This window comes from Flavobacterium tructae (assembly GCF_001853485.1).
GTDB lineage: Bacteria > Bacteroidota > Bacteroidia > Flavobacteriales > Flavobacteriaceae > Flavobacterium > Flavobacterium tructae.
In genome coordinates this window covers 37,456-56,611 of sequence record NZ_MIKE01000028.1, presented here as the reverse complement: position 1 = coordinate 56,611, position 19,156 = coordinate 37,456, and the positions used below count along the sequence as shown (strand labels likewise).

At 36.4% G+C, this 19,156-nt stretch carries 12 protein-coding genes and 1 pseudogene; 11 read left to right on the top strand and 2 right to left on the bottom strand.

What is annotated here, in order from left to right; genetic code table 11:
• The first annotated feature begins 197 nt into the window (after positions 1-197).
• Positions 198-1,781 (top strand): L,D-transpeptidase family protein, encoded by a 1,584-nt coding sequence (locus BHE19_RS20715; RefSeq protein WP_070908699.1) that lies wholly within the window; start codon positions 198-200, stop codon positions 1,779-1,781.
• Here the strand turns inward: BHE19_RS20715 and BHE19_RS20710 are convergent.
• The gene (locus tag BHE19_RS20710; RefSeq protein WP_070908698.1) at positions 1,770-2,492 is read right to left on the bottom strand and encodes a murein L,D-transpeptidase catalytic domain family protein; all 723 of its coding nucleotides are present in this window, start codon (positions 2,490-2,492) and stop codon (positions 1,770-1,772) included. The genes BHE19_RS20715 and BHE19_RS20710 overlap by 12 nt on opposite strands.
• A 317-nt stretch (positions 2,493-2,809) precedes the next feature.
• Here BHE19_RS20710 and BHE19_RS20700 point away from each other — a divergent pair.
• The 6 genes and pseudogenes from BHE19_RS20700 to BHE19_RS20675 all read left to right on the top strand — a co-directional run bounded on the left by BHE19_RS20700 (position 2,810) and on the right by BHE19_RS20675 (position 12,190).
• Positions 2,810-5,236: pseudogene (locus BHE19_RS20700) on the top strand (DUF5916 domain-containing protein).
• A 139-nt stretch (positions 5,237-5,375) separates the two neighbouring features.
• Positions 5,376-6,893: a 2,3-bisphosphoglycerate-independent phosphoglycerate mutase gene (gene gpmI / locus BHE19_RS20695; protein ID WP_070908696.1), complete on the top strand. Its 1,518-nt coding sequence runs from the start codon at positions 5,376-5,378 to the stop codon at positions 6,891-6,893.
• 203 nt (positions 6,894-7,096) lie between these two features.
• The gene (locus tag BHE19_RS20690; protein WP_026110125.1) at positions 7,097-7,768 is read left to right on the top strand and encodes a TetR/AcrR family transcriptional regulator; all 672 of its coding nucleotides are present in this window, start codon (positions 7,097-7,099) and stop codon (positions 7,766-7,768) included.
• A 16-nt stretch (positions 7,769-7,784) separates the two neighbouring features.
• On the top strand, positions 7,785-9,452 hold the full coding sequence (locus BHE19_RS20685; RefSeq protein WP_017497805.1) for a peptidase domain-containing ABC transporter: 1,668 nt from the start codon (positions 7,785-7,787) through the stop codon (positions 9,450-9,452).
• Positions 9,453-9,455: 3 nt separating this feature from the next.
• Positions 9,456-10,802 carry an HlyD family secretion protein gene (locus tag BHE19_RS20680; protein ID WP_070908695.1) on the top strand — a complete coding sequence of 449 codons (1,347 nt, stop codon included), beginning with the start codon at positions 9,456-9,458 and terminating at the stop codon, positions 10,800-10,802.
• Positions 10,802-12,190 (top strand): TolC family protein, encoded by a 1,389-nt coding sequence (locus tag BHE19_RS20675; protein WP_070908694.1) that lies wholly within the window; start codon positions 10,802-10,804, stop codon positions 12,188-12,190. Before BHE19_RS20680 ends, BHE19_RS20675 begins: the two co-directional genes overlap by 1 nt.
• Positions 12,191-12,431: 241 nt before the next feature.
• Here the strand turns inward: BHE19_RS20675 and BHE19_RS20670 are convergent, their stop codons facing one another.
• Entirely contained in the window at positions 12,432-13,685 is a 1,254-nt protein-coding gene (locus tag BHE19_RS20670) for a DUF445 domain-containing protein (protein ID WP_070908693.1), read from the bottom strand.
• 250 nt (positions 13,686-13,935) lie between these two features.
• Here BHE19_RS20670 and map point away from each other — a divergent pair, with 250 nt between their 5' ends.
• The 4 genes from map (at position 13,936) to BHE19_RS20650 (ending at position 19,077) form a co-directional block, all read left to right on the top strand.
• Positions 13,936-14,754 carry a type I methionyl aminopeptidase gene (gene map, locus BHE19_RS20665; RefSeq protein WP_017497801.1) on the top strand — a complete coding sequence of 273 codons (819 nt, stop codon included), beginning with the start codon at positions 13,936-13,938 and terminating at the stop codon, positions 14,752-14,754.
• A 67-nt stretch (positions 14,755-14,821) separates the two neighbouring features.
• A complete protein-coding gene (locus BHE19_RS20660) occupies positions 14,822-15,196 on the top strand; it encodes a GxxExxY protein (RefSeq protein WP_070908692.1) in 375 nt (124 codons plus the stop codon).
• Positions 15,197-15,275: 79 nt separating this feature from the next.
• A complete protein-coding gene (locus tag BHE19_RS20655; RefSeq protein WP_070908691.1) occupies positions 15,276-16,049 on the top strand; it encodes a class I SAM-dependent methyltransferase in 774 nt (257 codons plus the stop codon).
• A 121-nt stretch (positions 16,050-16,170) separates the two neighbouring features.
• Positions 16,171-19,077, top strand: a complete 2,907-nt coding sequence (locus BHE19_RS20650; RefSeq protein WP_070908690.1) for a DEAD/DEAH box helicase — start codon at positions 16,171-16,173, stop codon at positions 19,075-19,077.
• The last annotated feature ends 79 nt before the right edge of the window (positions 19,078-19,156 follow it).

The following is a 19,156-nucleotide window of genomic DNA, read 5'->3' as shown; positions in this document are numbered from 1 at the left end:
AAAGCTTCAAAAGAGTAAAGAATCTGAAAAGGCTGCAATCAAACGTCGTAAACCTACTGCAACACCGATGAAGCCAATTTGATTTAACATCAAAACGCTATTGTACGTTTACGAAAAGAACAAACTTCCATCCCCAGGTAATTTAGTTCGGATTAAAAACTGTAGCGTGTATTGTTTTATATTTAAAAGAATATTGAATGAAGAATTTTTACTTTTTATTTATAATATGTTTATTCATTAGCTGCAAAAAAGAAGCACCAAAAGCTATTCCCGTGGTAAAAAAAGCCGCCCCGGCTATTATACTTACTGACGAAAGAAAGGTTTCAATTGATACCGCCCTGATTGGTACCTTTAAAAGTGAAACACTCAAGCTGTTCTACAACTCATCAGAAAACATGACCGTTTGGGGAAATCTGAAAAAAAGAACCTATGTTTTGTCGCAATTGGCCGATGCCGAGCAATTGGGTCTGGATCCCGAGGATTACAAAGCTTCGAAACTACAAAAATTCGAAAGTAAAATTAGTTCGTTAAGTGATTCTGATCTGGCAACCTACGATGTTTTACTGACTTATAATTTTGAAAAATACCTCAACCATCTTTACAAAGGAAAACTAGACCCCAAAAAACTATACACCGATTGGGATCTGGAAGAAAAAACATTTGACGTAAACAATGTCCTGATAAAAGCATTCAACAAAAACAAACTGGATAGTATTGTAGACGGCATTCAATCGAAGGCATCTCCTTACAAACAACTTTTAAAAGCACTGGAAATCATCAATACTTTTCCGGATGACGATATCCAGCCTATTGAATCGGTTACCAAAATCACCTTAAATGATACTAACACCGCTTTGATCAACATCAAAAAAAGACTCTTGTTCTGGAAAGACATGACCGGAAAGGACAGTCTTACTTCTATTTATGACCACAAAACTTTCGAATCGGTTAAAAAATTTCAGGAAAGACATGGCTTAGCTGCTGATGGTGTTATCGGAGTTGGAACGATAAGTGCCCTTAATTTTTCTAAAGAGAAAAGAAAACATCAAATTATCGCCAACTTAGAACGCTGGAGATGGTATACTACTGATTTGGCCGAAGACTACTTTATTATCAACATTCCTGATTACAAATTAAATGTTGTTGAAAGTCAGGATACAACTCTGGTGCGTAATGTTGTCGTAGGAACAAGTAAGAGAAAAACTCCAATCATTACTTCAAAATTAAGAACGGTGGTTTTTAACCCAACCTGGACTGTACCGCCAACTATTTTAAAGGAAGATGTGGTTCCGGCAATGAAACGCAATCGAAATTATCTGGCGAATAAAAATATTACTATTTATGATACCGCCGGAAAGGAAGTCTCCCCTGCTGCCTGGAACGAAAATAAACCGGGGAATTACCGTTATGTACAAAGTCCGGGTTACAATAACGCTTTGGGATTAATGAAAATTTTATTTCCAAACAATCATAGTGTTTACCTGCACGATACGAACCATCGAAATAATTTCGGAAGAAACAACCGTTCCTTAAGTTCGGGATGTGTGCGTGTAGAAAATCCGCTGGAACTGGCTGAACATATTTTAGGAGATTCAACAAATTGGTCTAAAGATAAAATTGACACCATCATCGCTTCCAAAAAGACAACCAGCATTCGAATCACAAAAAAATACGCCTTATACCAATGGTACTGGACAGCATGGAGCAAAAAAAATCAGCTCATTTTCAGAGCTGATATTTATAATCTGGATTCGGATTTGTATGCTAAGTTAAGAAATTAGCCTCTCTTCCATCGCGAAACTTCTGGATGGATGGTAGATGTACAAAAGCGATTTGTCTTTTATGATCTCGATAATTTCATTAGTCAATCCCATTGGAATTGCCGGACATCCCTGACTTCTTCCTAATCGTTTGTTATTTCTGATAAACGATTCTGAAACATAATCAGCTCCATGCATGACAACTCCACGTTCGCGGGCATTGTCATTCACTCCGTTCTCCAGTCCGTCTAAGCGTAAAGAAACACCATGTTTACCTTTATAGACTTCGCCTGTCGCATAAAATCCCAGGCTGCTTTTGAAAGAGGAATTGGCATTTGAAAAATTAGATGCAAATTCTTCTCCGGTATTTCTGCCATGAGCTACTAAAGAATTAAATAAAACAGTATTGGTAGCCAAGTCAATTACCCACAAACGTTTGGTGTTTGACGACAGGCTAAAATCGATAAGTGTCAGGATGTCTTTTTGGATTACGCCTCTTTCTTTCAAGAAGTAAAACCCTTTTAAGGCTTCAGAGAAAGTTCTAAGCTCAGGTAGTGAAAAATGATTGGGATTTAAGGTATTGTAAATACTCTCAATTTTCGAATCAACTGTAAACGTTTCTATTTTAGCAATAGTTTTTACAGCTGCTTTTTTAACTTCGGAGGTGTTGTTTGAATCTTTACCAAAAGATAACAGCAAAAACACCAGTAATGGATAAATCTTGTAAATCATTGAATTTCTTTAGGTTAAACAGAGGTTTGGGTTTGGCAAAAGTATAAAAAAAATATACCTGGCAAAATATAAGGCTGTAAATCAGCCCTTTTTTGGTGAAACTTTAACAGAATCAGCTTAACAAATTAGTATTTGGTTCAAAAAACAAATATTTTTGTAGGAGGTTTACTCAAGGATGAATAAAAAATTGATTTTTCGTACTTTTCTTGCAAAAAATACAGAAAAATCATTTATTTCAATTAAAACTGTAACATTTGAAAAAAAACAGGGTCTGTTAACCAAAGCGCAATATCCATTCTTCTATTTTTTAAAATACTATGAAAAAATTAGTTTTTATCAGCTTTCTCTTTTTTACTTTTTGGTGTCATGCCCAAAAGAAAACACTGCAGGCTGAACTGACTAAGGAAAACATTTTAATTGACGGAAAACTGGACGAACCTGCCTGGAAAAATGTTTCTCCGGCTACAGATTTTGTAATGTATCAGCCTGATAACGGCAAACCTATTCCTGACAATCAAAAAACTGAAGTAAGGGTTTTATACAATAATGATGCAATCTATATAGCCGCAACACTTCACGATGATCCTTCCAAAATTTTAAAAGAAATTTCGCAGCGTGATAATTTCGGAACTTCCGATATGTTTGGTGTTTTTATCAATGGCTTTAACGATGGCCAGCAAAATTTTCAGTTTTTTGTATCGGCAGCAGATGTACAGGGCGACTGCATCATGACAGATGCCAATGGCGAAGATTATTCCTGGGATGCCGTATGGCTCAGCAAAGCGGTGCTGAATGACAAAGGATGGGCCGTTGAAATCAAAATTCCCTATGCCGCCTTACGTTTTTCAGCCGCAGACAAACAAACCTGGGGGATTAATTTTTTCAGAGAGATCAGACGGGAACGCAAAAAATATACCTGGAATTTAATCGACACCAAAATTGGAACATTCACACAGCAAAATGGTAATCTGGAGGGAATTGTCAATATAAAACCTCCTACCTGATTGTTTTTTATGCCTTACGCCTCTTATTATTTAAATGCTTCAGACGGTCAAAAAACATATGGGACACTGAAAGGCGGTATGGATATTAAGTACGGTATTAATGATGCTTTTACTCTTGACGCGATTCTGATTCCTGATTTTGGGCAAACGAAATACGACGATCAGATTTTGAATTTAGGTCCGTTTGAACAGCAATTCAACGAAAACAGGGCCTTTTTTACAGAAGGAACTGATTTATTCAACAAGGGAGGTTTGTTTTATTCGAGAAGAATTGGAGGCAAACCTTCCATAGACATTACTTTAAATGACAATGAAAAAATAATTGAAGAAGTTCAGAATGTGAACCTCATCAACGCTTTAAAAATTTCAGGAAGAACCCAAAAAGGATTAGGAATCGGGATTTTAAATGCGGTTACCGAAAAAACGTTTGCTACTATAAAAGACACTCTTTCAGGCGAAACAAGACGTGTGGTTGCTGAACCTCTAACCAATTATAATGTATTGATTTTAGATCAGCGCTTTCGCAAAAATTCTTCCGTGACTCTTATCAATACAAACGTTACCCGAAATGGGCATTACAGGGATGCCAACGTAACGGCACTGGCCTGGGACTTAAGAACCAAAGCCAACACCTACAGCTTATCCGGTAATGTAAAATACAGTTTGATTAACGATACTGAAGACAAAAATGGTGTTTTCAGTACCATTCGTTTTGCAGAAACCAGCGGAAATTATCGCTATAGTATTGGCTCCGATTTTGTTTCTAAAGGTTTTGACCCCAACGATATGGGGATTAATTTTTATACCAATTATTACAATCTTTACGGAAATGGTAACTACCGCATTCTAAACCCTACAAAACTCTTTAATACTTTCAGGGTTGACTATGATATGTATACCGAATTCAATAAAGAATCCGGAAAAGTACAGGATAACCGAATTAGCACAGAAGTCAATCTTTCTACCCTGAAAAACAATTTTTACGGTGCCGGGATTGATCTTTTCCCTCTAAATTCACATGATTATTACGAGCCAAGAGCCGAAAACCGCTATGTTATCATTCCAAGAAAAATAGAAATCTGGGGAAGCGTTTCGACTAATTACAACAAGAAATTTGCTTTGGACTTAAATCCATTTATAATCTTTGCGGACGAAGCAGGAAGAATGGCCTATGGTGTTGATGCTGGACCTCGATACCGTTTTAGCGATAAACTTTTACTAACCTATGCTTTTAGTTTCCTGCGAAGAAACAACAACAAAGGTTATATTGACGATTTTGACGATGATGATAATGACAACACTCCTGAAACAATCGTTTTTGCGAATCGAAATGTTATTACTTATTCGAACACTTTAAACGGAAAATATGCCATAAACAGTGCGATGACACTTAATCTGGCTGTAAGACAATATTGGTCTTATGCCGAAAATAAAGACATCCTTGAACTTCAGCAAAACGGAACTTTAACGCCTTATCCACAATACACCAAGAATAAAAACTCAAGCTTTTATTCCTGGAACACTGATTTATCGTATTCCTGGTGGTTTGCTCCGGGCAGTCAGCTTTCGGTTTTATATCGCAATAATGGTGTTAATTTTGAACGCATTATCAACAAAGACTTTAAACACAACATCACCGATTTACTGAACAATCAGGCTTTAAAACATATCTTTTCAGTAAGTGTGAAATATTTTATAGACTATAATGGGGTCAAAAATAAGATCCGAAGAAGAGCCTAGCGTGAATTAATTTTAAAATTTTTAGGGTTCTGCAACCAAATTAGTATTTTTTACTACGCTTCATTTTATTAAACATAATTGTCACCGCGCTTTTTTGTCGACTTTAGAAATGAATTATCTTTGTAAAAAACGAAAACTAATGAACAAGAAAGTAATCCTTATGATTTTAGACGGTTGGGGAAAATCTCCTGACCCTAAAGTATCTGCAATAGACAATGCAAATGTTCCTTTTATAAACAGCCTTTACAAAAATTACCCAAGCGCTCAGCTTCGTACTGACGGATTAAACGTTGGTTTGCCTGAAGGTCAGATGGGAAACAGTGAAGTGGGGCATATGAATCTTGGTGCCGGAAGAATTGTATATCAGGATTTAGCCAAAATAAACTTAGCCGTAGCACATCAAACACTTGCCAAAGAACAAGTCCTTATTGATGCTTTTACTTATGCTAAAGAAAACAATAAAAAAGTTCACTTTTTAGGATTAGTTTCCGACGGAGGTGTTCACTCTCATACTTCGCACTTACGCGGATTAATCGATGCTTCTCAGGAATACGGGCTGGAAAATGTTTTTGTTCATGCGTTTACAGACGGTCGTGATGTTGACCCTAAATCGGGAGCAAAATACATTCAGGATCTAGAAGAGCACATCAAAAATACTCCTGTAAAAATTGCTTCAATCGTTGGGCGTTATTATGCAATGGATCGTGACAAACGATGGGAGCGCGTAAAACTGGCTTATGATTTAGTAGTAAACGGTATAGGAACTCCGTCTAAAAATGCGGTTTCAAGCATTCTTGACAGTTATGCACACGATGTAACCGATGAATTTATCGCACCAATCGTAATGGTTGACGAGCAGGAAAAACCACTGGCAACCATCACCGAGGATGATGTTGTTATCTTTTTCAACTTCAGAACCGACAGAGGCCGTGAACTTACAGAAGCGCTTTCGCAGCAAGACTTCCACGAGCAGAACATGCACAAATTAAACTTGTATTATGTAACGCTTACCAACTACGACGAAACGTACCAAAACGTAAAAGTCGTTTACAACAAAGATAATATTACCGAAACTCTGGGTGAGGTTTTAGAGAAGGCAGGTAAAAAACAAATTCGTATTGCCGAAACAGAGAAATATCCGCACGTGACCTTTTTCTTTTCGGGAGGAAGAGAAACTCCATTTGAAGGAGAATCACGCATTTTAAGAAACTCCCCAAAAGTTGCCACTTACGATTTACAGCCGGAAATGAGTGCCTATGAATTAAAAGACGCTTTGGTTCCTGAATTAAACAAAGGCGAAGTAGATTTTGTCTGTCTAAATTTTGCCAATGGTGACATGGTAGGTCATACGGGAATCATGAGTGCTGCAATTAAAGCCTGTGAAGCAGTAGATGCCTGCGTAAAAGAAGTAATCGAAGCGGCTCTTGCCAACGATTACACCACGATTGTTATTGCCGATCACGGAAATTGCGAAACGATGATTAACCCTGACGGAAGTCCAAATACAGCACATACCACCAATCCGGTACCGATTATTTTAGTCGATAAAGAGTTGAAAAATATTCAGGATGGTGTTCTGGGTGACATCGCTCCTACAATTCTGGAATTAATGGGCGTGCCTCAGCCAAATGCGATGACTTGCCATTCGTTGTTGTAGTATTTAGTTTTTAGTCGCAGTTTTCAGTCTGAATCGCGATAGTACTAAATCCTCAAAATAAATAAACCCGACAGTTTTTTTTTAAACCTGTCGGGTTTCCTATTTTAAAACGGGACCGGGACTAAAAAAAACAAACATAAATAATAGTTAAAATTTCTTAATTAATAGCTTTACTATTATCTTTGCAGAAAAAATGTTTTTTCATGCAAATTATACTATCAAATATAAAAATGCAGATCAACGAAAAGATCTATGTAAAAGATCCGGAAACATCTGCGTTGGGAAAAAAAATAATTGAGCAGAGTATTCTTCTAATTGACGATATTGGTTTTGATAATTTTACATTTAAAAAGTTAGGTGAAAAAATAGGCTCAAACGAAAGTTCGATTTATCGTTATTTTGAGAACAAACACAAACTGCTGGTATACCTGTCATCCTGGTACTGGAGCTGGATCGAGTATAAATTAGTTTTTAATACCACTAACATCACCGATAAAAAAGAAAAGCTTAAAAAAGCCATTACGATTGTAACCGAAAAAATATCTGACGATATTTATACAGATCATATTAATGAGTCTATTTTAAATAAGATCATAATTGCCGAGTTCACCAAAACACTTCACACAAAAGAAGTGGATCAGGAAAACAAAGAGGGCTTTTTCTTAATTTACAAAAGAATGATTAATCGAATTGTTGAGATTGTAAAAGAAGTAAATCCCGATTATCCTTACGCCAAATCACTGGTTTCAACCATTGTTGAAGGAAGTTTACATCAGCATTTTCTAACGGATCATTTGAAAACAATTACAGATTGTAATGAGACGGTTACGACAACTCAATTTTACCTAAACCTTGCAGAAAACGTTTTGCGCTAATTATAACAAAAACAGTATGACTCCTTTAAAAAGATTTTACCATTTACTTGAACTGGACAAAAAAGACATTTACCAAATTTTTTTCTATGCCATTTTTGCCGGGTTAGTCAGTTTATCGCTTCCACTGGGAATTCAGGCCATCATTACTTTTATACAATCCGGAAGAGTTAGTGTTTCCTGGATTGTACTTATTATACTTGTAGTGGGTGGTGTGGCTCTTGTTGGAGTACTTTCGTTTATGCAGCTGCGTATCACAGAGAACTTACAGCAAAAAATATTTGTTCGTGCTTCTTTTGAGTTTGCAGCCCGTCTGCCTAAAATAAAATCAGAAGAATTGTATGGCACTTACCCACCGGAACTAACGAACCGATTTTTTGATACCCTAACGATTCAAAAAGGAACTTCAAAATTATTAACCGATTTTTCTGCCGCTTTACTGCAGATTACTTTCGGAATTATTCTGTTGTCTTTATATCATCCCTATTTTATTGTGTTCGGACTTTTACTGTTCCTTCTTTTGTACTTTATTTTTAAATTTTCATACAAATCAGGTTTAGAAACAAGTTTAAAAGAATCCAAATTCAAATACAAAGTGGCGGGATGGTTACAGGAAATGGCCCGTAATAACTTTAGTTTCCGTAATGAACTGAATTATGATTTTGCACTTCAAAAAAACAATTCGATCGTAGCGGGTTATCTGAATTACAGAGAGAAACACTTTAGCGTAATCAAAAAACAGTTTACCCAATTGATTATTTTCAAAGTCATTATTACCGCCAGTTTATTGTCTATCGGAGGGTATCTGGTACTAAGCCAGGAAATGAACATCGGGCAGTTTGTTGCTGCTGAGATTATCATTTTACTTGTGATTACATCGGTAGAAAAAATCATTCTGGGACTTGAAAGCTTCTATGATGTTTTAACTTCTGTTGAAAAAATCGGACAGGTAACGGACTTAGCTTTAGAGGAAAACTCCGAGTCTGATTCCCTAAACGATCACTGCTACAACAGCATCTCTTTAGAAACAGAGAATTTAAAATTCAAATTCCCGGATTCTCCAACCAATGCCCTAGATTCCATTACGTTAAAAATCGATCAGGGTGAAAAAATTGTTATTGAAGGTGAAAACGGATCAGGAAAAACAACGCTTATTCGATTGCTATCAGGCTTATTAAGACAAAGTTCGGGAGCTTTTTACATCAACGACGATACTTTCAGAAAAATAAATCTGAAACAATACCGCTCACAAATTGGCAGCATCATTCACAACGAAACACCATTTGAGGGCACTATTTTAGAGAACATTACTTTTAATGATCCAATGATCAGTACCGAAGATTTGAAATGGGCACTGGACGGAGTTCAGCTTAGTCCGCTGATTAAATTATTACCTAAAGGCCTGAATACCCATATTCACCCGGAAGGAAAACAGTTATCGTCTTCTAATGCTCAAAAAATCCTGTTGGCCAGAAGTATTATTCACAAGCCAAAAGTGCTCTTTTACGAAGATCCAACAGACACTATGGACGAAAAAGTGGCGAATGAAATCATAGATTTTATTACTTCGGATAAGAACAAATGGACGATTATCGTTTCTTCCAAAAATCCATATTGGAAAACCAAATCGACGCGAAAAATTACAATGCAAAACGGTCAAATTATACTGGATCAAAAAAAACAATAAGCCATGTTAAATATCTCTGACAATAAAACAAAATTACAGCCGCTTGATCGCTATGAGACTGTAAGAAACCTAAGCAACAGGCCACATTATAAAATTTTAAACCGAATTATAATTGCATCTTCCATTCTGGGAATTATTGCACTTTTATTGCCGTGGACTCAGAATATTTCGGGTTCGGGAGCGGTAACCACTTTAAAACCCAACCAAAGGCCACAATCGATTCAGAGTGTGATTTCGGGACGTATTGAAAAATGGTACGTGCAGGAAGGTGACTTTGTTAAAAAAGGAGACACGATTCTGTTTATTTCTGAGATCAAGGAAGATTATATGGATCCTAATTTGGTTGAAAATACCAAAAATCAGGTCGACGCGAAGAAAAATTCCTTAGAATCTTATGGCGAAAAAGTAACCACGCTTTCCGGTCAGATTCAGGCGATTGAAAACGAAAGAAAACTAAAACTGGAACAAGCCAGAAATAAAGTCAAACAATCACTTTTAAAAATAAAAAGTGACAGTATTGATCTTGTAGCTGTAAAAACGCAATTGCGAATTGCCAATACACAATACAATCGTTCGGTGCAATTAAACAAAGAAGGTTTGAAACCACTTACCGATGTCGAAGAAAAACGTCTGAAACTGCAAGATGTAGATGCTAAAATCATCACGCAGGAAAACAAATACCTCACCAGTAAAAATGAATACATCAATGCCAGAGTAGAGATTAACAGAATTACGGCTGAGTACGGTGAAAAAGTAGCCAAAGCAAGAAGTGACCAATTTACCACCCTGAGTAATAAATTTGATACGGAAGCACAAGTGAGCAAACTGGAGAATCAATATGCCAATTACAGCTTGCGTAATGGCATGTACTACATCAGAGCGGTACAGGACGGTTACATCAACCGCGCTTTGCAGGCAGGTTTAGGTGAAACGATTAAAGAAGGTACACCAATTGTAACGATAATGCCTTCTCATTATGATATCGCAGTAGAAACCTATATCAGCCCAATTGACCTCCCTTTGATCAGAAAAGGAGAAAAAGTACGCGTTTGGTTTGACGGATGGCCTACCATTGTGTTTTCAGGATGGCCGGACATGTCTTACGGAACTTTTGGAGGAACAGTGGTAGCGATAGAAAACTTCATCAGTGAGAATGGTAAATACAGAATCTTAATTGCTCCGGACCCGGATGAGACGAAATGGCCAAAACAATTAAGTATTGGTTCCGGTGCTCAAACTATTGCCCTATTAGACACGGTGCCAATTTGGTTCGAAATCTGGAGAACCCTAAACGGATTCCCTCCTAATTATTATAAAAGTACCCAAAAAGTAACTAAAGAAAAAAAATAATGAAACCAATACTTATCGCTTTTCTTTTTCTGGGCTGTACCGTTTTTGGCCAGCAGCCCTTCTCAAAAGAACTCACCTACAATGAGTTTTTGGGGTATGTAAAAAAATACCATCCATTGGTTAAAAATGCCAATTTGGAAGTCAGCAAAGCACAAGCTAATCTGATGATGGCACGTGGTGGTTTTGACCCAAAAATTGAAGTTGATTTCAGTCAGAAAAAATTTAAAGACAAAGAATATTATTCGATTCTAAACAGCAGTTTTAAGATCCCGACCTGGTACGGAATTGAACTGAAAGCGGGATTCGACAATAACGAAGGAGTGTACCTGAATCCTGAAAATACTACTCCCAATCAGGGATTAACTTCTTTTGGGATCAGTGTTCCAATTGGACAGGGATTGTTCATCAACCAAAGAATGGCAGATGTGCGAAAAGCTAAAATTCAGATCAAACTAAGTCAGGCTGAAAGAAAACTTCAGGCGGTTGGCATTTTGTATGATGCATCACTGGCTTATTTCAACTGGAAGAAAAACTTCGAGGAAATGAAGCTTTATGAAATGTACAACAACAATGCTGAAATTCGTCTAAAAGGAATCAAATCGCTCATCGAACAAGGCGACAAGCCGGCAATAGACAGTATTGAAGCCGGAATTATTGTAAGAAACAGAGCCTTAAGTCTGGAAGATTCTAAATTAAAATTAACCAAAGCCAAACTCGAATTATCGAATTATATGTGGCTGGAGAATAATATCCCATTGGAAATTTCAGACGAGCTAGTGCCGGAAACAGCGCTTGAATCGACTTTACAAGAAACGCTGAAAACAAACGATCTACTACAAGGCGATACCAATTTAGAAACACATCCGAAGCTGAATGCACTGCAAAATAAAATAGACATCCTCAAGGTTGAAAAAGACCTGAAGCAAAACATGCTGTTGCCTAAAATAAACGTTGGGTATTCTTATTTATCTGATCCTAGATATATTGACAATTATAAATTTGACGATTACAAAGTTGGCTTAGAATTTTACTTCCCTTTGTTTCTTCGAAAAGAACGTGGAAGTCTGAAACTGGCCAAATACAAACTTCAGGAAAATGAATTTGCTCTTGCTCTGGAACGAACACAGCTGACCAACAAAATAAGTGCACAGAAAGTAGAAATCAATTCGCTGATCAGACAAAAGAAACTGGTAAAAAATTTAGTAGAAAATAATGCCGCGATGTTAACCTCAGAAGAACGATTGTTCTCTTTCGGAGAAAGCTCGTTATTTCTGATCAATACACGAGAAAACAATCTGGTTAGCGCAAAACTAGCCGCAATTGCTCTGGACAATCGATTTTACATCTCAAATTCAGAGTTGTTCAAAATCATGGCCAATCCGGATTAAAGTTTAAAATCTACTTTAACACATAGAAACATATTTCTTTTTGCGTTCTTTTTTGTGCATTCAATCTATGTCTCTATGTGTTAAATCTTTTTGCACGCAGATCTTGCAGATTTCATAATCTTTTTAATCCCCTAATCTGTGGCTATTATCCAGGCTCATAGTCCCGATACTCCTAAAAAAGACATTTCACGTTTTTTAACGCATAATCCTTCTATGTGTTAAATCATTTTTTACTGATGGATTAGACCAAATAATGATACGTCCATTCGACGGCATAAATCACGAGTCCAATAAGACCTCCTACCAAAGTTCCGTTGATTCGGATATACTGCAGATCTTTTCCGATCTCCAGTTCTAATTTTTCCGAAACCTCCTTTCCATCCCAGCTTTTCACGGTAGACGAAATCAAATCTCCAATTACTTTTTTATTGTTTAGCAGCATCGAAAGCAAATCGTTCTTGATGAAATTATTGATCTTGTCGATCATAACGGTATCTTCTTTTAATCCATTTCCGAACCCCTCAATCAAACCCGAAATATTTTTCTTAATTGACGATTCTTCACCCTTTTCCAAATCAGCTGAAATCGATCTTTTTATTTCATCCCAAATTCCGTTGACATAATCCTGAACCTCTTTTTTTCCGGCAAAACCCAATATCACAGTATTAATCTTCTCCCGCATCTCTTCTGAATGCTTTACTTTGTCCAGAAAATTGTACACATACTCATCTATCTTAATCCTGATAGCACTTCCGGGATGTTTGGCTTCGTTTAAAAAATCAGCAAGCCCATTAAAAACTCCCTCTGTAATACTTTTATCTGCCAAACCAAAACTTAAAAACGGAGTCGATGCTTTCACTTTTTTCCGAATCAGATCTTTATTATTAGCAAGCTCTGTACTCATCACATTCAACACGTTGGTCAGCAGTTCCTCTTTCACATTTCCTTTCTGCAAAGGCTCTAACGCCAACGCTACCCAATCGCCAAAATTGATTGCTTCCAGTTTTTCTTTGAACTGAGTTTGAATAAATCGTTTGATATCTTCATCTTTTATCGTTTTTAAAACTCCCGGAATAATATTTAAAGCCACAACACTGGCAATTTTATTGGCATTCTCCTCCTGCGAAAGCCAATCAGCTGCTTTCGTAGCAAAATTAAATTCTTCGAGTTTTATTTCCAGTTTCTCCCGATTCAGAAATTCTTCCGAAACAAAATTCCCTAAGTTTTCACCAATTTCATTTTTCTTAGTCGGAATAATGGCCGTGTGCCAAATCGGAATTCCTAACGGATGACGGAACAATGCCACCACTGCAAACCAGTCGGCGATACCGCCCACCATCGCCGCTTCACTAAAAGCCTGAAGCATCGGAATCTTAAAATAAACCGCTACTACAAACAAAAGCACTGCGATACCTAAGAGTCCCAATGCATTATTTTTCATCCGTTTCAGGGCTTTCTTCTTTACTATATTTTCATGATCTACAGACGTTTCCATAATTTAATTCATTTCAATGATTACTAATTTACGTTTTTTCTGTGAACCAATAACTCTTCATTAATTATCCGTTCGCCACGAATTCACAAATTTCTATTGGCAAACTTTACGCATAAATATTGATTCGTGAATTCGCGACCAATTTTTAAACGCCTGTCATTCCATTTAATTTGTGAATTCGTTGCGAAAAATTTTTAAATAAAAAGATAATATTAAAATTTGTACTTTTGCGAACTGAAAATCCGAAATTATGATTATTGTAAAATCACGTGAAGAAATCGAATTAATGCGCGAAAGTGCTTTGATCGTATCTAAAACATTGGGAATGATTGCTTCTGAAATTAAAGAAGGAGTAACTACATTATACCTGGACAAACTGGCTGAGGAATTTATCCGTGATCACGGTGCAGTTCCAAGCTTCTTAGGTCTGTATGATTTCCCGAATTCACTTTGTATGAGTCCAAACTCTCAGGTTGTACACGGAATTCCGAACAATACACCTTTGAAAAACGGTGACGTTATTTCGGTAGATTGCGGTGCATTCAAAAATGGATATCACGGTGATCACGCCTATAGTTTCGAAATTGGAGAAGTTGCTCCCGAAGTTAAAAAACTTTTGAAAGTAACGAAAGAATCTCTTTACGTAGGAATCAGAGAATTTAAAGCCGGAAATCGCGTGGAAGATGTTGGAAATGCGATCCAAAAATATACAGAAGCTCACGGATACGGAGTAGTTCGCGAGTTGGTAGGACACGGTTTAGGACAGAAAATGCACGAAGAACCAGAAATGCCAAACTACGGAAAACGCGGTCGCGGAAAACTGTTTGTTGAAGGAATGGTTGTAGCGATCGAGCCTATGATCAATCTTGGAACCCGAAACATCAAACAACACAAAGACGGCTGGACCATTACTACCGCAGACGGAAAAGCAAGTGCTCATTTCGAACATGATGTCGCTTTAGTGGATGGTAAACCAGAAATTTTATCGACTTTTCAATACATCTATAAAGCGCTTGGAATCGAAAGCAATGAGGAAGATGAATTCCGAAAAGTGCCGTTGGTTTTATAACACAAATTTCACTAATTAACACGAAATATTGTTTTTGCTGAAATTACACCCATAGAGAGACTGAATGATGAGTGATTTATATTTAAAAGATGAGTCTTATAAAATTATTGGAATCTGTATGGAAGTCCATAAAATTTTAGGAAAGGGACATAGTGAAAAGGTTTATGGTGATGCTTTAGAATATGAATTTCAAAAAAACAATATCCCGTACAATCGGGAATTAAGATATAATATTGTTTATAAAGATATTATATTGCCTAGTTACTATTTTGCAGACTTTGTTATTTTTGACGAAATTATTCTGGAACTTAAAGCAATTACAGCTCTAACAACAAGTGAAATAAAACAAACATTAAATTACCTGGCCGCCTCACAAAACAAACTGGGTTTACTAGTTAATTTTGGAGAAGACAGCCTTAAATATGAAAGAATAATACTTTAACCCAAATCAAGGTTCGTGAAATTTCACCACAACATTAATCCGTGTTAATTTGTGAAATTCGTGTTCAAATACATTTACCGTGAAGAAACTTTTTAAATTAGTACTTAATACAATACCCCGTCCAATATTAATTCGTTTAAGTTATGTGGCGCGTCCTGTTTTAGCTTTATCATTAAGAGGAAGCAAATATACTGATCCGATTGACGGGAAAAGTTTTAGAAGTTTTTTGCCTTATGGATATGGGAAACAACGTAACAATGTGCTTTCGCCAAGCACACTTTCATTAGAGAGACATCGGTTACTGTGGTTGTATTTAAACGATCAGACTGATTTTTTTACGGCACCTAAAAAAGTATTGCACTTTGCTCCGGAACAGGCTTTTTACAAAAGATTCCGCAAGCAGAAAAATCTGGATTACACGACAACCGATTTGTTCTCGCCTTTGGCAGATGTAAAAGCAGACATTTGTAATTTGCCTTTTAAAGACAATGAATATGATGTTATTTTATGCAACCACGTTTTAGAACATATTCCGGATGACACAAAAGCGATGCGTGAATTATATCGTGTTTTAAAACCGGGCGGAATGGCGATTCTTCAAATCCCGCAGGACTTATCCAGAGCGGTTACTTTTGCTGACGATACCATCACCGATCAAAAAGAACGTGCCAGAATATTTGGTCAGTACGATCACGTGCGTATTTATGGCCGTGATTATTTTGACAAGTTAAGAAGCATCGGTTTTATCGTTATCGAAGAAGACTACACCCATAAAATTTCTCCGGAACTGGTAGAAAAATATTGTCTGGCAAAGGGCGAAATCATCCCGCTTTGCTTCAAACAGGAAAACTAATTCTTTCACCATATAAGTGATACAAGTTCATTTAAAAAGAGTTTTCAAATTATTGATATTTTGAAAACTCTTTATTTTTTTGCCCAATCTCTAAATTATAAGCCAACCAAATCCCTAAATCTTGGAACCTACAAAATCATTTCAGTTCTGCTTTGACATCAGTTTTGAAAAAAACCTGAATACCTACCTCCCAACAGCTTATATCATTGAAAATACCGATGATATTAAATATCTGGACAAAAAAGCGAGTACAGATGTACTTGAAAGTTTTGGAGTTCTTTTTGAAAATTTAGATTCCAATACAAAAAAAATACTGACGGCTTGCGACTCTTTAAAACCTGATTTTATTTTCAAGAAATTCAGCACTAAAATCAAATCGGCTAAAACAATTGCTGATTTACAAAAAGATTCCAAAATTGAATTTGCCATTCGTCAGCATTTAAAATTTAACTTAGAATCCTTTTACAATCTAATTGTAAAAGAACAATTTCCATTCTCTGCTAATATGAGTGCCGAAAAGGATTTTTATCGTTGGAGAGTCGATACAAATCCGTTAGAATTTGAACCTCAGATTCAATTTGACAAACACGCCGAAGGCATTACTTATACTTTATCTTTAAAAGAAGGCGAAACCACATTTTTGCCAATGGATAAAAGTGTGGATATTCTTTTGGACGAACCAAGCTGGTTGATCATCGACAAAAAACTTGGGCAGTTAAAAGAACTTAATTCTAAAAAACTGCTGCCTTTTTTAAAGAAGAAATCAATCGAAATACCATCAAAACTAGTTGACAACTACTTCAAGAATTTCATTCCGGAAATAGCCAAAAAAATCGACATCGAATCTACCGGCTTTGAAATTGAGCTCCGCGACACCATTGTCTCCTGCACGATTCAGCCTATTTTTGATTTTTTTAAAAACTGTTATTACCTCAACCTTTTTTTTGACTATAACGGCTATTCATTTGATGCGGGTAAAACTAAAAAAACACACTCTTTTGTGGATTTTAGTGTTGCCAACGAACCTAAAATTATTCAGTTTAAACGAAGCGCTGATGAGATTTCCTATACAGACAAATTACTCAGTCTTGGTTTAACAAAAATCAAAAATGAATTGTTTGGATTGAGTTCTGATGCTGAGACTTCTGATCCGTATGTCAATATTCAATTCATCATTGACCATAAAGAACCACTCGAAAGTCTGGGTTTTACCATTCAGAATCTCAAACTCGAAAGCAAACAAATCATCACCGAAAGCAACACGATTTCAATTGCAAAAGAAACGAAAGCCGATTGGTTCGACATTAAAATAATCATCACAATTGGTCCTTATAAAATCAATTTCAGCGAAATCATTCCAAACATAAAAAGCAAAGAAAGACTCTTTATGTTGCCTGACGGAAATTATTTTTTGATTCCGCTGGAATGGTTTAGCAAATACGGCTCTTTGGCAAAATTGGCAAAGACAGAAAACGGAACTGTTTTGTTGCGTAAAAGTAATTTTACTGCTTTAGACGGAATTTCAGAAATCGCCAATGATCCGGACCAGATTCATAAAGTTGAATTTACAGCTTCCGATTTACTAAAAGCAACCCTGAGACCGTATCAGATTGACGGTGTAAAATGGCTTTTAGGTCACTTTAATGCCAATCTTGGTGCGTGTCTGGCCGATGATATGGGACTTGGAAAAACGCTGCAGACTTTAGCGGTTTTAGTTGCGGTACAGGAACAATTGGGCTTTACGACCAAAACGACCAATTTTGATTTATTCTCAAACGATACGACTATCGAAAGAGAACCTCTTAAGGCCTTGATCGTTCTCCCTTCTTCTTTGGTTTTTAACTGGTACAATGAAGCCGGAAAGTTTACGCCTCATTTTTCGAAAATGCAATATGTGGGCAATGACCGAAAATTACTGGCAAGCAGATTAAATTCAACCGATTTAATTTTTACGAGTTACAGCATTGTTCATCGTGATATTTCTATTTTAGAAAAATACGATTTCCGCTATTTGATTTTAGACGAGAGTCAATACATTAAAAACAAAGATTCTAAGATTTTTAAAGCCATCAATAAGATCAGCACGGGACATAAAATTGCTTTGAGCGGCACACCGATCGAAAATTCGCTTGACGATTTATGGTCGCAGATGCAGTTTATCAATCCGGATATTTTGGGGAGTTATGCTTTTTTCATGGAGAATTTCAAAAATCCTATTGAGAAAAAACAGAACGAAGAAGTTTTAAATGAATTAAAAAACCTCATCCAGCCTTATATTTTAAGAAGAACCAAAGAACAGGTTTTAAAAGATTTACCTGAATTGACAGAGCAGGTTTATTACTGCAATATGGATGCTGAACAGGAAAAACTATACGAAAAAGAGAAATCAAAAGCACGTAACTTTTTACTGAAAACGGATGGATCAGGTCCTGATAAAATTAGCATTATCAATACTTTAATGAAGCTGAGACAGCTGAGCAATCATCCCAAAATGGTCGATCAGGATTCTGAAGTAGATTCCGGAAAATACATTGCCGTTACGAATTACCTGAAAAATTTAGTCAAGGGAAAACAAAAAGTCATCATTTTTAGCTCCTTTGTGACCAATTTGAATTTTTATACGGATTGGTGTAAAGAAAACAAAATAGAATATTGCGAGATTACCGGTGAAACTCCGTCGCAAAAAAGAGAACAGCAGGTAAAACGATTTCAGGAAAAAGAAAACCCTTTATTATTCTTTATTTCCCTTAAGGCGGGTGGCGTTGGTCTCAACATTACCAAGGCTTCTTATGTCTTATTCCTTGATCCCTGGTGGAATCCTTTTGCAGAGAAACAGGGAGTAGGAAGAGCACATCGTATCGGACAATTGAACAAAGTAAACGTAGTTCGTTTCATTTCAAAAAATACAGTCGAAGAAAAAATCATCAAATTACAAGAAAACAAAAAACTACTCTCGGATTCGCTTTTGGAAGAAAGTCACATCAGCGACGAAATTGAAGCTAATCTGGAATACCTGCTGGGCTCCTGATAATTTGTTTTCAAAACCTGTAAAACAGCATCTTATTAGGTTCTATAAAATTGTTATATTTACAATCTTACAACTTAAT

Coding starts and splice junctions, on each gene's coding strand:
- BHE19_RS20680 (WP_070908695.1), top strand. CDS start 9,456: ATGTTAAATATCTCTGACAATAAAACAAAATTACAGCCGCTTGATCGC.
- BHE19_RS20710 (WP_070908698.1), bottom strand. CDS start 2,492: ATGATTTACAAGATTTATCCATTACTGGTGTTTTTGCTGTTATCTTTT.
- BHE19_RS20690 (WP_026110125.1), top strand. CDS start 7,097: ATGCAAATTATACTATCAAATATAAAAATGCAGATCAACGAAAAGATC.
- map (WP_017497801.1), top strand. CDS start 13,936: ATGATTATTGTAAAATCACGTGAAGAAATCGAATTAATGCGCGAAAGT.
- BHE19_RS20675 (WP_070908694.1), top strand. CDS start 10,802: ATGAAACCAATACTTATCGCTTTTCTTTTTCTGGGCTGTACCGTTTTT.
- BHE19_RS20660 (WP_070908692.1), top strand. CDS start 14,822: ATGAGTGATTTATATTTAAAAGATGAGTCTTATAAAATTATTGGAATC.
- BHE19_RS20715 (WP_070908699.1), top strand. CDS start 198: ATGAAGAATTTTTACTTTTTATTTATAATATGTTTATTCATTAGCTGC.
- BHE19_RS20670 (WP_070908693.1), bottom strand. CDS start 13,685: ATGGAAACGTCTGTAGATCATGAAAATATAGTAAAGAAGAAAGCCCTG.
- gpmI (WP_070908696.1), top strand. CDS start 5,376: ATGAACAAGAAAGTAATCCTTATGATTTTAGACGGTTGGGGAAAATCT.
- BHE19_RS20685 (WP_017497805.1), top strand. CDS start 7,785: ATGACTCCTTTAAAAAGATTTTACCATTTACTTGAACTGGACAAAAAA.